Annotated in this window: 12 protein-coding genes and 1 riboswitch; of the genes, 4 read left to right on the top strand and 8 right to left on the bottom strand. The window is 43.7% G+C overall.

The genetic code is table 11. The features are described 5' to 3' along the window. Positions 1–173 precede the first annotated feature (173 nt). The 3 genes from DWX23_RS02160 to DWX23_RS02150 form a co-directional block, all read right to left on the bottom strand. The gene (locus DWX23_RS02160) at positions 174–1,157 is read right to left on the bottom strand and encodes a YgcG family protein (RefSeq protein WP_122373223.1); all 984 of its coding nucleotides are present in this window, start codon (positions 1,155–1,157) and stop codon (positions 174–176) included. Between the two features lie 20 nt (positions 1,158–1,177). Beyond that, a complete protein-coding gene (locus DWX23_RS02155; RefSeq protein WP_122357313.1) occupies positions 1,178–1,777 on the bottom strand; it encodes a LemA family protein in 600 nt (199 codons plus the stop codon). A gap of 100 nt (positions 1,778–1,877) precedes the next feature. Next, the gene (locus DWX23_RS02150) at positions 1,878–3,788 is read right to left on the bottom strand and encodes a biosynthetic peptidoglycan transglycosylase (RefSeq protein ID WP_122373222.1); all 1,911 of its coding nucleotides are present in this window, start codon (positions 3,786–3,788) and stop codon (positions 1,878–1,880) included. A 91-nt stretch (positions 3,789–3,879) separates the two neighbouring features. On the opposite strand from DWX23_RS02150, the gene DWX23_RS02145 reads away from it, so the two are divergent. Next, positions 3,880–4,878, top strand: coding sequence for a 2-hydroxyacid dehydrogenase (locus DWX23_RS02145; RefSeq protein ID WP_122373485.1), 999 nt, complete (start codon positions 3,880–3,882; stop codon positions 4,876–4,878). Positions 4,879–4,966: 88 nt separating this feature from the next. Next, positions 4,967–5,812: a patatin family protein gene (locus DWX23_RS02140; RefSeq protein ID WP_122373484.1), complete on the top strand. Its 846-nt coding sequence runs from the start codon at positions 4,967–4,969 to the stop codon at positions 5,810–5,812. A gap of 92 nt (positions 5,813–5,904) precedes the next feature. Here the strand turns inward: DWX23_RS02140 and thiC are convergent, their stop codons facing one another. From thiC to thiD, 4 genes are read right to left on the bottom strand one after another with little or no spacing between them, the layout of a single operon-like run. Beyond that, entirely contained in the window at positions 5,905–7,611 is a 1,707-nt protein-coding gene (thiC, locus tag DWX23_RS02135) for a phosphomethylpyrimidine synthase ThiC (protein ID WP_122357316.1), read from the bottom strand. Positions 7,612–7,633: 22 nt separating this feature from the next. Beyond that, positions 7,634–8,332, bottom strand: coding sequence for a thiamine phosphate synthase (locus tag DWX23_RS02130; protein ID WP_122373221.1), 699 nt, complete (start codon positions 8,330–8,332; stop codon positions 7,634–7,636). After that, on the bottom strand, positions 8,317–8,919 hold the full coding sequence (locus tag DWX23_RS02125; RefSeq protein ID WP_122373483.1) for a thiamine phosphate synthase: 603 nt from the start codon (positions 8,917–8,919) through the stop codon (positions 8,317–8,319). The genes DWX23_RS02130 and DWX23_RS02125 overlap by 16 nt, the downstream gene beginning before the upstream one ends. Further along, complete coding sequence (thiD, locus tag DWX23_RS02120) at positions 8,916–9,764, bottom strand: bifunctional hydroxymethylpyrimidine kinase/phosphomethylpyrimidine kinase (RefSeq protein ID WP_122357319.1); 849 nt, start codon at positions 9,762–9,764, stop codon at positions 8,916–8,918. Before thiD ends, DWX23_RS02125 begins: the two co-directional genes overlap by 4 nt. A 28-nt stretch (positions 9,765–9,792) precedes the next feature. Then, a riboswitch (TPP riboswitch) is annotated at positions 9,793–9,878 on the bottom strand. A gap of 175 nt (positions 9,879–10,053) precedes the next feature. Between thiD and DWX23_RS02115 the strand changes: the two genes are divergently transcribed. Together DWX23_RS02115 and DWX23_RS02110 are read left to right on the top strand one after the other, a co-directional pair. Continuing rightward, positions 10,054–10,602, top strand: coding sequence for an AAA family ATPase (locus DWX23_RS02115; protein WP_122373220.1), 549 nt, complete (start codon positions 10,054–10,056; stop codon positions 10,600–10,602). Between the two features lie 130 nt (positions 10,603–10,732). Further along, complete coding sequence (locus tag DWX23_RS02110) at positions 10,733–13,285, top strand: DUF5686 and carboxypeptidase-like regulatory domain-containing protein (protein ID WP_122373219.1); 2,553 nt, start codon at positions 10,733–10,735, stop codon at positions 13,283–13,285. Between the two features lie 250 nt (positions 13,286–13,535). Here DWX23_RS02110 and DWX23_RS02105 read toward each other — a convergent pair whose 3' ends face one another. Further along, complete coding sequence (locus tag DWX23_RS02105) at positions 13,536–14,771, bottom strand: BamA/TamA family outer membrane protein (protein WP_122373218.1); 1,236 nt, start codon at positions 14,769–14,771, stop codon at positions 13,536–13,538. Between the last annotated feature and the right edge of the window lie 30 nt (positions 14,772–14,801).

Here is a 14,801-nt window from a genome sequence, read left to right as displayed (position 1 = left end):
GAGTAGGTAGAAAAATACGGTGAGACCCGGGTGTGAATAGTATCAGCACCCGGGTCTCGTTATTGTTTACACCCGGGTGTAAACCGGATGAAGAAGGGGATCTCAAATAACTTTTCTACCTGTTTTCGGTAAAATATCTAACCTGTTTACGCAAATCAGACTACTTATTTTGCTTAAAAGCGACTAATAGAACCGCCGCCCCCCGAACGTCCTCCTCCCCAGGAGCCACCGCCACCACCAAAACCGCCTCCAAAGCCTCCGCCTCGTCCGCCGCCACCAATGATGATAGGTCCCGTACTGCGTCTTAACCGGCTGATATGACGGTTTTTCTTTTCTGTATAGCCGCAATTCTTACATCTGTAGGTATCTTCTGCCAATCCTTCCGAACTGTAAGTAGCCCTTTGTATCACTTGCTGGCCCACATATACCAATGTTTTTTGTCCGCAACGGGGACAGATACGAGGACGGTATTTGAGGATGGATACAAGTATAAAGATCCCGGCAGGAAAAATGATCATCATGATCAGGAATAGCCATAGAAAAAGATCGTCGCCTTCTGTTTGTCTGCTGGTATTTCCTCCGGTCATGGCTGCACGTTCATAATCGCTTGTCATCAGATATTCTTTTACTGCGGCAACCCCTTTCAGCATACCGGCACTATAATCGCCCGTTTTCAGATCAGGGATCATGTATTTTTGTTGCAGGCGGTAACAGATTGCATCCGGAAGAATACCTTCTATACCGTAACCAGTCTCGAAAACAACCGAACGCTGTGACGGCTCAGTGACAAGCTGGATCAGAAGGCCGTTGTCTTTGTCTTTCTTTCCCAATCCCCAATGCCGGAACAGGTCTGTGGCAAACATACGGGCGTCATTATCACCGATACTTTCCACAGCAACTACGGCCACTTCGATCCCCAGACTGTCTTCTACAATCTGCAGCAAACGGTTGATATGCTCGACATCCTGCGGATGAATGATCCTATCCGGATTGCTTACATGATTGTTCCGGTCGGAGAGACGGACATTCGGAACTGTCTCGATAGTATAATCCTGCGTTGCAGAAAGTTGTAGCGGGAAAAGAGAGAGCAGGAACAAACCTGCAAGCAGTAAAGCCTGCAGGCGATTACCCGTCAGTATTTTATTCAGATTTCTCATTTTTATCTGAACTTATCGAATTAAAATTCTACTTTCGGAGCTTTCTCGGCACCGCTTTCCGCACTGAAATAAGCTTTCGGCTGGAATCCGAACATACCGGCGAGGATATTGGTAGGGAAACTGCGGATATAAGTATTATACGTTTGTGCGGTTTCATTGAAACGCTTACGTTCTACGGATATACGATTCTCCGTTCCTTCCAGTTGGGCTTGCAATTCAGAGAAGTTCTGATTGGCTTTCAGGTCCGGATAACGTTCCAGTACGACCATCAGGCGGGAAAGGGCACTGCTCAGTTCTCCCTGTGCAGCCTGGAATTTCTTCATCGACTCTTCATTCAGGTTAGACGGATCGATGGTGGTCTTGGTGGCCTCGGCACGGGCACTGACTACACCTTCCAGCGTTTCCTTTTCATGAGTAGCATATCCTTTTACTGTATTGACCAGGTTTGGGATCAGGTCCATACGACGCTGATATTGATTTTCTACCTGGCTCCAGGCTGTTTTTACTCCTTCATCCTGTGTGACCATTGTGTTGTATGTACTTTTTACCCAAGAGTATCCGGCAAACAAAAGTACCACGATAATGGCAAGTGTAATCCACAAAGCTTTGTTCTTAAACATTTTCTTTTTGCTTTAATTGTTATACATAGTTGTGCAAAGCTATATAAAAAACAGGATAGAAGAAGAAACTGTTTATACAATTGTTGGTTGCAATGAATATTTAGTGGGTATCTGCCAAGTAATATTTGGCAGGTCCTGTTATTTTCAAATCTTCGGGACGTATACCTTCTGCTTCCTGAGGCGTTATCAGTCCGCGATCGACCAGACGACTAAGGATTACCTGATAGAACTCCGTATAATAGGGTTTTAATTGCAAACCTTCAAAGCAATAGCGAACATGTTTCGGCTTAGGTACGATACTTGCCAGGAAGATACATTCTCCTAAAGTCAGGGCCGAAGGTTCTTTGGCAAAGTAAAAATGTGAAGCCTCGGCTGCACCGTAGACAAGCGGTCCCCATTCGACGATATTCAGATAGACTTCAAACATCCGTTCCTTCGAGGTAAGACGGTTACTTTCTATCAGCCAGACAATCAACATCTCTTCCAGTTTCCGGGCAATCGTTTTGTTACGACTCAGGAAGACATTTTTTACCAGCTGCATACTCAACGTACTTCCACCCCGTGCAAACCGCCGTTCTTTGAGGTCCAGTATCAGGGATTCACGGATCGCACTCGGGATAAAACCATTGTGATAAAAGAAACCGGCATCCTCGCTTTGCATGATGGCCAGAGGCAAATAATGGGATACAGCCGGGAAAGGCCGGAAAGAAGGATTGCCTTCACCGACCTCGAACGTACGCACCGGTTCTTCATTCTCGTAAACGGTATATTCGAACGGTTCGTTCATTTTTCGCAGATCAGTATTCCCATATTGAATGATCTGGAAATTACGGGCGGTAAGCGACGATTCCAGTTGCAGGCTATCCAATGAGGCAAAATCGACATCCAGTAAAAACCGATATGATAATGTTCCGTCGGCTTTTAATCCTTCCAGATTGTAAAACAAACCTTTCGGCAGGGATGCGAACAAGTCATTTGCCGGAAAGTCCTGTTTATTCACCGAGGCAGTTATATGCCAGTCGTCTTTTTTCTCAGCCTTCAGATAAGGATGAAAATCCAATTGATTGAAGTTTACCTGGGAGACACTATCCAGTTCCAGATAGTTTTTTCCGATATTCACCTGGCAGTCGACAGTTCCCCGGTCCAGTAAAACAGTATTGGGAGAAATGCGTCGTTGATGAAGTGTTAGTCCGCTGATATGTGCCTGTCCCCGGACAGCGTGTAGCTCATTCTTTTTGAGTATTTCCTCCAGTTTGAATGTGAGTGTGTCGAACTGTATCTGTGCTCCCCAGCGATAGTTCAGGAAGGGTAGGGTGATCTTTGTATTCTCTTTGGCATGCAGCTGTGCTTCGATCTTTTTTCCCTTGTCCAGCAGCGAACCTTCACAAACCCATTCGCTTCGTATTCCGTTTTCCGTGCTTCGTATTCCGGTAGCGAAACGGCTATCCTTTATGATCAGTGAAGGTATCTCGATCAGGAGTTCATCTCCTTTGTTCAGATAAGAAACACTTAGATTGCGTAAGGTCGCATTATCGGGAAGTAATTTGAAAAGCAGCCCGAACAACCTGCCTGTCTTCCGTGCAAAATTCTGTTCTGTTTCAGTATGGGCATTTATCTCCGCAGATGGGACAGAATGATACAGAAATTCAAAATTGGACGTATTGTCTTTCTTTATAAAGGAAATATTCACGTCGTCGGCTTCTATACTCTTTACGGAGACTTTAAAAAGAAGAAGTGCGGAGCGATCCAGCTTCACCCGGAAAGAATGGCTTCGCAGGAACGTATCGGCATCCGACGGTGTTACAGATAATCCTTTGATCTGTATGCCGCTGAGACCGATCATGCTTATGTCGTCGTAATGGACAGATATCCGGCGCGTTTCTTCCAGCTTCTCCAGTTTACGGTCGATGTATTGCCGTACGAATATGTTCCGTATGGAAAACGAAAGCAGAACCAAAACAGCTAAAAGAATGACACCTGCCGCAATTACTTTCCTAACAGGTTGATGCATATATTCTTCTTGTTTAAAACGGGAGTAAAAGTAGATATTTTTTCAACATTTCATATCTTTTATCTGTTTTAATAAAAACAAATAAATGAATATGTCATACAAGATTGCATTTTTTGGAGCTAAACCTTATGATATAGCTTCCTTTGATCAGGTAAACGAGAAATATAATTACGATATAAAGTATTATAAAGGACATCTTAATCCCAACAATGTGGTCCTGACGCAAGATGCCGACGCTGTCTGTATCTTCGTGAACGATACAGCCGATGCAGCCGTAATCGATGCGATGGCAGACAACGGTGTCAAGCTACTGGCTCTGCGTTGTGCCGGTTTTAATAATGTAGACCTTGCTGCTACCAAAGGAAAACTTCCGGTCGTCCGCGTTCCGGCTTATTCTCCTTATGCCGTTGCCGAGTATTCGCTGGCATTGATGTTGTCGTTGAACCGGAAGATGCATCGTGCCTATTGGCGTACACGCGACGGAAACTTCTCCCTGAACGGATTGATGGGATTCGATATGCACGGAAAGACAGTCGGTATAATCGGTACGGGAAAGATTGCCAAGATATTGATCCGGATATTGAAAGGGTTGGGTATGCATATCCTTGCTTATGATCTTTATCCCGATCACAAGTTTGCGGAGGAAGAAGGTATTACTTATGTGACATTGGATGAATTATATCGCGGGTCGGATATCATCTCGCTTCATTGTCCGTTGACGGATCAGACCCGTTACCTCATTAACGAGGATTCGATCGACAAAATGAAAGACGGTGTAATGATCATTAATACCGGCCGCGGGCAATTGATTCACACGAATGCCCTGATCGAAGGACTGAAGGAAAAGAAGATTTCGGCAGCCGGACTGGATGTATACGAAGAAGAAGGAGATTACTTCTATGAGGATAAATCCGACAAGATTATCGATGATGACGTGCTGGCACGTTTATTGTCTTTCAATAACGTGATCGTTACTTCGCATCAGGCTTTCTTTACCAAGGAGGCAATGCATAATATTGCAGAAACGACTTTGCAGAACATCGAAGATTTCCGGCAAAATCGTCCACTAGTGAACGAAGTTATTCTATAAACAGACTATTTTTTTATCGCTGATTTATTATATTTTTGTGGCCATTGTCCGGTGTGAGCCAGGCAATGGTCTTTTAATTTTACGTATTATGAAAATAGATGATCAGACAGGACTTGTTTTAGAAGGTGGGGGAATGCGCGCCGTTTTTACAGTAGGGGTATTGGATTACTTTATGGACCACAATCTCTGGTTCCCTTATACGATCGGAGTGTCGGCTGGGGCCAGCAACGGTATTTCGTATGCTTCCCGGCAACGGGGACGCTCCCGTTACAGCAATATAGATTTATTGAAAGAATATAATTATATCGGTCTGCGCCATTTTCTGCGTGGCAGAGGATATATCGATATGAAATATCTGTTCTATATTTATCCGGAAAAACACTATCCGCTCGATTATGATGCCTACTTCAGGTCGAAAGATCGCTTCGTGATGGTCACGAGTAATTGTCTGACGGGAAAGGCGGAATACTTTGAAGAGAAGAAGGATAAAAAGAGGTTGGTGGACATTTGTTGTGCTTCTTGCACGTTGCCGATCCTTTGTCCGGTCGCTCATGTAGACGGCATTCCGATGGTAGACGGTGGTGTGTGTGATGCTATTCCCATCCAACGGGCTATCGATGACGGTTTCAGTAAAAACGTGATCATTCTGACACGGAATAAAGGGTATCGCAAGAAAGATAAGAATTTTTATCTGCCAGGATTTATCTATAAACAATATCCGGCTATACGTGAACAGCTCAAACTGAGATATAAGCGTTATAACGAAGTACTCGATTATATCGACCAACTGGAAGCGGAAGGGAAAGCCTTTGTGATCCGTCCTGAAAATAAGATGGAGGTGGGGCGGACGGAAAGTAATCCGGAGAAGCTGGAAGCGTTATACAATGAAGGGTATGAGCTGGCTGCGAGGTTGTTTTCAGGGAAGCATGAATAATTTGAGGGTATGTCAAAACAAATAAACCGGACGCAGATATCGCAGAATTCTGCGTCCGGTAAATACCAGCTTTTGACACCCCCTCGTTCTTTTTATTCTTTACATTCTTTATGTAAATCCTTACTCAGGCGCATAGCACAGAAATTCGGACCACACATCGTACAGTATTCCCCATCGGTGACAGCGCTTTCCTTATAGTATTGCAAAGCCCGTTCCGGATCGAGCGACAGGTTGAACTGGTCTTTCCAGCGGAAGTCGAAGCGTGCTTTACTCAAAGCGTTGTCGCGTACCTGGGCACCCGGATGTCCCTTTGCCAGGTCGGCTGCATGGGCAGCTATCTTATAAGCAACCACACCGTTACGTACATCTTCTTTATTCGGCAATCCTAAATGTTCTTTCGGAGTTACATAACAGATCATGGCTGTTCCGTGCCATGCAATCTGTGCCGCACCGATAGCAGAAGTGATATGGTCATAACCGGGAGCGATATCTGTTGTTAACGGGCCTAATGTATAGAAAGGTGCCCCGTGGCAAGCATATTGCTGCTCCTTCATATTTTCATGTATCTTGTTCATTGGGACATGTCCCGGACCTTCGATGATTACCTGAACGAATTTCTCCCAGGCAATCTTTGTCAGATCACCCATTGCATGCAACTCGGCAAACTGGGCGGCATCGTTCGCATCATAAATAGAACCCGGACGAAGTCCGTCGCCAATCGAAACAGCTACGTCATACCGGCTCAATATATCGCAAATCTCTGCGAAATGGGTATAAAGGAAGTTCTCTTCATTGTGCAGTTGCATCCATTTCGCCATGATGGAACCGCCGCGTGACACGATGCCCGACAGGCGGGTTGCCGTCAGATCGATATGACTTTTCAGTAGACCGGCATGAATCGTGAAATAATCTACACCTTGTTCGGCCTGTTCGATCAATGTATCACGATAGATATCCCAACTTAGTGCTTCCACATTTCCGTTCACTTTTTCCAAAGCCTGGTAGATAGGAACAGTCCCCATCGGTACAGGACAGTTACGAATGATCCATTCGCGTGTTTCGTGGATATTGTCGCCTGTGGAAAGGTCCATTAACGTATCGCCTCCCCATTTGCAACTCCATACCGCCTTCTCTATCTCTTCGCTGATACCGGAAGAGAGGGCCGAGTTTCCGATATTCGTATTGATCTTCACCAGGAACTTCTTACCGATGATCATCGGTTCCGCTTCCGGATGGTTGACGTTGGACGGTATGATCGCACGCCCGGCTGCTATTTCCTTACGGACAAAATCCGGTGTAATATACGATTTCAGTCCCAATGCCTCGATCTGTTGATTTTCACGTATGGCAACGTATTCCATTTCAGGCGTAATGATCCGGCGTTTGGCATAATACATTTGGGTGATGTTCTTACCTTCTTTTGCACGATAGGGGAGGTGGCGTTTCGGGAAACGGATAGCATCCAGGCTTTTATCTTCCAGGCGGCTACGTCCGTATTCCGATGTAAGTTCGCTCAGCTGTTCGATATCCTTGCGCTTGCTGCACCATTCTTCACGGATACGTGGGATACCGGCTGTTATGTCGATGTTTATCTTCGGATCGGAGAATGGTCCGCTTGTGTCGTAGACAATTACCGGATTGTTTTTCTTACAAACTTTTTCTCCGTTTTCATCCAGTGTAACGGTATCCAGAAGTTTTATCTTACGCATTCCAACTTTGATCTTGTTGATCTCTCCCGGAATGTATATCTTCTCCGATGACGGGTAGGTGATACGCATCGTATTTTTCTTGTTTGCCATTGTTATATTGTTTATATTTTGATCAATGTAAATCTATTTGCTTGCTATACTTTTTTATTATTAAACAGAAACGTTCCATCTCCTTTACAGGATCGGGCGCCTGGGTAATAGCCGATGATACGGCGATCCCTGTAATTCCGGTACTCATCAAAGGGGCGATATCCTCATACCGGATTCCTCCGATTGCAAATATAGGAATTTTTAGTCCTGCTTCCCGGCATTGTTCCATGATTCTTTTGTATCCTTCGAGACCGAGTATCGGACTCAGGTTCTTTTTTGTTTCTGTAAAACGATATGGGCCAAGACCGATATAGGAGGCGCCCTGTCTGTCTGCTTCCACGATATCTTCAAAGGTATTGGCTGTAGCACCTACCAGGAAAAGGTCGCCGTATCCTTGTTGACGGATAATCTTCCAGGCATCGCTGACCGGCATATCTTTCTTACCCAGATGTACAGTGAGAGCTTTGCTTTTAATAGCGATCTCCAGGTTGTCGTCTATGCATACCCGACAGGATGATCCTGCTAAATGAACCAGCTTTTCGGCAGCTTCGAGGGTAAGATTGTCTTTCATTCGTATCTGTATCCAGTTACATCCGCCTTCCAGGGCTATTTTGACCTGGTCTTCTTCTGTATATTTTTCAGTACGGTGTGTGATGAACATCAACGGAAGTGTGTTCTCTTCCGTGAAACAAGCATACCGGCTGTTTATCTTTTCAGGCATAGTTGTATATTTTTATATTGATTGATAATTGTTTCTTTTTGTGATATATCCGGCACTTTTCCCCACAATGCACCTAAAACGGCTACGCCTCCGAAACCTATTGAACGGATCGATGGGATCGTTTCGTTACTGATACCACCCAAAGCGATTACTTTTTCATTTATTATCTTATGGGAAGCGGCATCCTGCAAAGTTTCCAAAGAGAAACCGCTACCGTATTCTTCTTTAGATATGCTCTCAAAGACAGGGCTGAGAAAGACATAATCGAGTTGTCGATTTTCTTTTACTTCCTGTAAGGAATGACAGGAACGGCTGATACTGCCTTTGAAACCTTCCGGTATAATATGGTTCCTGCTGTTCAGATGGATGCCGGCAAGATTATATTCCGATGTCAGTTCAAAATGATCATGTAAGACGATACGGGAGTGAAACACCTCCGGGACGGTATTTAATAATAAACGTAATACCTGTTTATCCCCCTGGGGTTTACGCAAATGCACTCTTTCCATTCCTTCCTGAAATAAAGCCGTCAGGATCAGACCTTCGCCTTCAAAGAAATTAGGAGTCGTTATGGCTATCAGTTTCATGACCTATTCATTTCTATTTTATGTAATGGAACCGGGGCAAAAAAATGATTCAACGGGCCATGACCATGACCCGTTTTTACATCTTTTCCACTCTGAATAGCTTGTGTGATATACTCTTTGGCAGAACCGACTGCTTCAGGCAGATTCATACCCAAAGCAAGATAAGCAGCAATAGCCGAAGATAATGTACAGCCAGTCCCATGACCGTTCGTCGTTTCTATCGTTTCGGCGGACAGGCGGACAGGAGACATTTCCGACATATATAATATATCGGTCATATCTTTTGTCTTCAGATGGCCGCCTTTCATTAGAACGGCCTTGCAGCCCCGGGACAATAATTTTCCGGCAGCCAAATCCATATCTTTTTCGGAGAAGATCTTTACACCTGACAGGTATTCTGCTTCGTCGATATTGGGAGTGACTAATGTACTTCGGACGAACAGTTCGCGGACTATGATTTCGATGGCATCATCCTGTAGCAATTTATTCCCGCTGGTAGAGATCATCACCGGGTCCAGTATGATATATGCGGGAGAAAATTTGTCTATTGTTTCAACGATAATTTCGGCTGCCGTCTTGTTATGTACCATTCCTATTTTCACAGCATCGATCGTAATATCTTCAAAGACAGCATCGAGTTGCCCTTTCAATATCTCGGGAGAAATAGCCTGAATGCCTCTGACACCCTGGGTGTTCTGAGCTGTGACCGATGTTATGACGGAAGCTCCGTAAACACCGATGGCGGAGAATGTCTTGATATCTGCTTGTATGCCAGCTCCGCCACCACTGTCGGAACCGGCAATTGTAAGTGCTACCGGATAGCGATACGTCGTATCTGTTTTCATGTTTACATACCAAAGGAGGGAAAAAGCCTTATCTGTCTTTCCTACGGCGGCATTACCCGCATCAGGTTCACAGGGTATAATCTCAGCCCGTTTACAGTATGGCACCCCCTTTTCGCGGACAAAGGTAGAAAGATTGACAGGAGAAAACAAAAGTGAATTGTTAAATTTAAGAGAGAATTGATACATATAAAGAAATAATCCAGTATATTTGCGAGTACATATCCGGCATTATAGCTTTTCTTCCGGATTGTGTTTCCTTTTACCATAACAATCTTAAAGGTGACTGAACATGTTGAATAATAAAGGCTTGTATGTGATTACCGGAGGGCCTGGAACAGGTAAAACATCGCTAATTGAAGAACTTGAAAAAGATGGATTAAAGACTGTAAAAGAGGTTGCACGAGATATAATCAAAGAACAACAACTGCAGGGAGGAGATGCCTTGCCCTGGAAAGATACCGGGTTATATACGAAGATAATGCTGGAACGCTCTGTCGATTCGTATCTTGCACATGCAAAAGAGGAAGGTGTCCTGTTCTTTGACAGGGGAATACCTGATACTTTGGCTTATGCACAGTTAATAGGGTTGAACGACCGGAAATACATAGAACTGGCCGTTAATAAATATAGGTATAGTGAACAGGTTTTTATACTTCCCCCGTGGGAAAGTATATACCATACAGATAAAGAACGTAAACAATCATTTAATGAAGCGATAGATACATATTATGTAATGAGAGATGTTTATGAGAATGCAGGTTATACATTGATCGAAGTACCCCAATTGCCTGTGGAAGCAAGGAAGGATTTCATTATTGATCGTATAAATTCAATCTGAAAACATCAATATTGGGGCCTTTTAATGAATTTTGTTGTCAATTGGAATATAATCGGTTCAATTTGGAACATTCAGAAAAAAGAATCTGTTATAATTTTGCGGAGTTTAACGAGGGAGTTAATATAAAATAATGGGGAAAAAGATTGTTTTTATTCTGACATTCGTTTTGATAGCTTTTGCATCAAAGGGTCAGAACACAATAATAAACGGAATTGTAACGGACTCGATCACAGGAGAAACGTTACCATATGTTTCAGTTATACTGAAAGGTACAACTATCGGAGCAACGACAGACGATGACGGGAAGTTTTCACTGACAACATCATCTAATGAAAGAACTTTATCCGTTTCTTATCTTGGATACGAAGAAAAAGAGTTTAAAGTTGCTGTCGGAAAGAAGAATTATTTCAAGATAGCTTTAGCGCCTTCCAGCTTCGCTATCTCGGAAGTTGTAGTCAAGCCCAAAAAGGAAAAATACAGTAAAAAAGAGAATCCGGCCGTCGCCTTCGTCAAGAATGTGATCGATTCACGCGAAAGTAACAATCCGCGTAACCACGATTACTTCAGCTATAGCCAGTATGAGAAGATGGTTTTCGCAATGAACGATTATCATCCGAAACCCAAAAAGGAAAATGGTAAAGCCGGTAAATTCGACTTCCTGATCGATTATATCGATACGTTGGATATCGGCAAGACTATCCTGCCCGTATCGGAAAAAGAGAAGGTGGAAGGTGTCTTTTACCGTAAAGATCCTAAGGTGGAGAAAAGAGTCGTATTGGGAGCCAAGGCTGCCGGTGTAGATGAAGTTTTCTCACGTGATGGCATGCAGCAGTTCCTGGGAGAAGTTTTTCGTGAAGTAGATATTTTTAAGAATGATATTCCTCTCTTCCTGCAACGTTTTGTAAGCCCGTTGTCCAGCATGGGGCCTAATTTCTATAAGTATTATCTGCTTGATACATTGGAGGTCAACGGACAACAATGTGTGGACCTGGGGTTTGTTCCTTTTGTTTCCGAAGGCTTTGGCTTTACGGGGCATTTGTTCGTGACGCTCGATTCTACCTATTTCGTCAAGAAGGCGATATTGAATGTTCCTAAAAACATCAACCTGAACTTTGTCAGTGGAATGACGATCGAACAGACTTTTGAAAGGACGGAAGACGGAACACGTATCATAACCAAAGATGATATAAATGTAGACTTTAAGCTGACGGAGAAGTCGAAAGGCATGTATGCCCGAAGGCTGAACATATACAGCAATCATTCTTTCCTGCCTCCTGAGGACGATGGGATATTTAAAGAAAGTGCTCCGGTCATCACGCTGCAGAATGCCTATAAACAACCGGAAGATTTCTGGGACCTGAATCGTCCCGAGGAAGCCGGAAAGCGGAATCAGAATACGGTCGATAAGCTGATGGAGAAATTACGTTCGGTTCCGATATTCTATGTGACGGAGAAGATCATAACGATCCTGACTTCGGGATATATAGGCACAAATACTGATCCTGTTAAAAACAAATTTGAGTTTGGACCGGCCAATACCTTTATCAGTGGTAATGCGATCGAAGGTGCCCGCTTCCGTGTCGGAGGTACGACTACGACTGCTTTCAGTAAAAGATTATTCCTGGAAGGATATGCCGCTTACGGTACGACAGACCGGAAGATCAAATATAATGGTTTGATAGAGTATTCGTTCAACGATAAGAAAGAATATCGTAAAGAGTATCCGGTCAATTCCATTCGTTTGGAATATCTGTACGATATCAACCAGCTGGGACAACAGTATATGTACACCAACAAGGATAATATCTTCCTGGCATGGAAACGTCAGAGAGATACCCGTGCTACTTATTTGAGAAATGCCGAGTTGACTTACTATCGCGAACATTATAACGGTATTGCTTACGGTGCTGTCCTGCGTAACAAGAAAGAATATTCGACAGACTATGCTGTTTTCGACAGAATAGAAGAAGATGGCCGTATCACTCCGATAAAATCTTATTCAATGACAGAGCTGGAATTTAAGTTCCGCTATGCTCCGAACGAGAAATTCTATCAGACACGTAATTACCGTTATCCGATTACTTTCGATGCTCCGGTAATCACTTTGAGCCATATTACAGCAAGAAAAGGTGTATTGGGTGCCGATTATACCTATAACCGTACAGACCTGGGTATCCAGAAACGTTTCTGGTTCTCTGCTTTCGGATACATCGATATTATCGGTAAGGCAGGCAAGGTGTGGGACAAGGTTCCTTATCCATTGCTGATATTGCCAAATGCAAACTTGTCATATACAATCCAGCCGGAGTCCTATACGAACATGAACGCAATGGAATTTATCAGTGATGAATACGCATCCTGGGATGTTACCTATTTCATGAACGGACTTCTTTTGAACCGTCTTCCGCTGATTAAAAAGCTGAAATGGAGAGAGGTGCTTTCATTCCGTGGTATGTGGGGTAATCTGACAGATAAGAATAACCCTTATTATGGCGGTAAAGATCTGTATTTGTTCCCGGAAGGATCCTATACATTAGGAAATACGCCTTATATGGAAGCCGGGGTAGGTATCGAAAACATCTTTAAGTTCCTTCGTCTCGATTATGTATGGCGTTTGACTTACCGTGATCATCCGGGCATACAGACAAAAGGTATTCGCTTCTCGATGAAGTTGTCGTTTTAGTCGGCATATTTGAAATATAAATAAAGCTTCCGTTGTCCGTAATTCATGTTACTGGCAACGGAAGTTTTTTATGCAGTATCGTTCTCGTTTCCTAAGCAGGAAACTGGAATTTCCCAGGGAAGAAACTGCAGTTTCCCAGGCAGGAAATTGTAGTTCCCTGCGGAGGAAACTGGAGTTTCCAAATAAGAAAACTACGAGGAAACTGTAATTGGTTGATAATTACAACGGTAGTCCTGTTTTGGTAAATCCTTTAAAATGCTTCTGTCATATTCATATAAACCTGCACTCCATCCAGTCCCGGTTCCTTTCCTATATCCAGTCGGAAGTTTTTACCCGGTTGCATTTGTACACGTAATCCGGCACCGAAATTCAGTTTCCATTTATTCCAGTCAAAAGGAGTATTACCGATCGTTCCGGTTCCCATCCAGGCGACAAAACCGCATTTAGCCCAGAAGTTTCCGCTTTTGTATTTAGCCTGAGAACCGAACATATGGCGGTATTCCACGATTCCGTAAGCCATAGACTTATCCCTGTATTTACCCCAGTAATATCCGCGCAGGTCGAAAGGCGAACCGAAAGACGGTAATTCGGAGTAGGGGACATCTCCCATGCCGATCTGACTCTTGGCGATCCATGCTAGTGTACTTCTGGGGCGGAACACATTTACAAAGTGCCGATATTCAAGTTCCAGTATTTCATAATTATAAGTGCCTCCGAGATACTTGCCGAAAGCCTTCATATTTCCACTTAGTAATACGCCCCGTGTCGGTGTGGCTACATCGTCTCTGGTATCATATTGGATCAATCCACCGATACCTACATTCAGATATTTCCGCTTGAACCGGTTGAAGTAGGGATCTATTTCTATTACCGGATTAATATCCGAGGCATCCGTAAAATTTATATCGAACAGCCCTCCCAGATAGAAGTGGGGGTGTATCTCCCAGACAAAGCGAGGGTAGATCTGGAAATAACTCCGGTGATAACGAGTGGTCGAATCGCTTCTGTCTACATGCTCAATCGTTTCGTATCCCTTTCCATAATAATGTGCCGGCTCGTTCCTGTATCCGTAGCTGGCATAAATACGGAATTTATTCTGATTGAAAAAGAATGTCCCGGCTCCTGCAACCACGATTGTTCCGTTTATCGAAAGATTGATGCCCGCTGGAAGGAAGGAACGTTGTGAGATTGTATCGTTCTTATTCATTCTAAAACTGGCCAACACAGCGCCGCCAACACCGAGTGATGCTTCCGGAGTATAAGACGGTCCTCCAAGGACTGACCACCATATTTTTTTGTTAGCTCTGATGGAGTCTTTTCGTAATTGCCGATAATAACGTTTAAGTTGTTTCTCGTTCAATTGCTGTCCGTCAACAAAAATGGCCTCTTTATGGAGTGTATCGGTCGGCTCTGTATTTTGGGCCTTTCCGGATAAAAAAGAAACAGATAGGATGATACCTGTGAAAACGATTAAATGTTTCGACATCGGCTGCTTTTATTTTTAGGTTGCAAAAGT

It is taken from the genome of Parabacteroides sp. AF18-52, assembly GCF_003479145.1.
Lineage (GTDB): Bacteria > Bacteroidota > Bacteroidia > Bacteroidales > Tannerellaceae > Parabacteroides > Parabacteroides faecis.
This window is presented reverse-complemented; position numbering and strand designations above follow the sequence as displayed.

Coding starts and splice junctions, on each gene's coding strand:
- DWX23_RS02140 (WP_122373484.1), top strand. CDS start 4,967: ATGAAAATAGATGATCAGACAGGACTTGTTTTAGAAGGTGGGGGAATG.
- DWX23_RS02130 (WP_122373221.1), bottom strand. CDS start 8,332: ATGCCTGAAAAGATAAACAGCCGGTATGCTTGTTTCACGGAAGAGAAC.
- DWX23_RS02105 (WP_122373218.1), bottom strand. CDS start 14,771: ATGTCGAAACATTTAATCGTTTTCACAGGTATCATCCTATCTGTTTCT.
- DWX23_RS02145 (WP_122373485.1), top strand. CDS start 3,880: ATGTCATACAAGATTGCATTTTTTGGAGCTAAACCTTATGATATAGCT.
- DWX23_RS02125 (WP_122373483.1), bottom strand. CDS start 8,919: ATGAAACTGATAGCCATAACGACTCCTAATTTCTTTGAAGGCGAAGGT.
- DWX23_RS02115 (WP_122373220.1), top strand. CDS start 10,054: ATGTTGAATAATAAAGGCTTGTATGTGATTACCGGAGGGCCTGGAACA.
- DWX23_RS02110 (WP_122373219.1), top strand. CDS start 10,733: ATGGGGAAAAAGATTGTTTTTATTCTGACATTCGTTTTGATAGCTTTT.
- DWX23_RS02160 (WP_122373223.1), bottom strand. CDS start 1,157: ATGAGAAATCTGAATAAAATACTGACGGGTAATCGCCTGCAGGCTTTA.
- DWX23_RS02155 (WP_122357313.1), bottom strand. CDS start 1,777: ATGTTTAAGAACAAAGCTTTGTGGATTACACTTGCCATTATCGTGGTA.
- thiC (WP_122357316.1), bottom strand. CDS start 7,611: ATGGCAAACAAGAAAAATACGATGCGTATCACCTACCCGTCATCGGAG.
- DWX23_RS02150 (WP_122373222.1), bottom strand. CDS start 3,788: ATGCATCAACCTGTTAGGAAAGTAATTGCGGCAGGTGTCATTCTTTTA.
- thiD (WP_122357319.1), bottom strand. CDS start 9,764: ATGAAAACAGATACGACGTATCGCTATCCGGTAGCACTTACAATTGCC.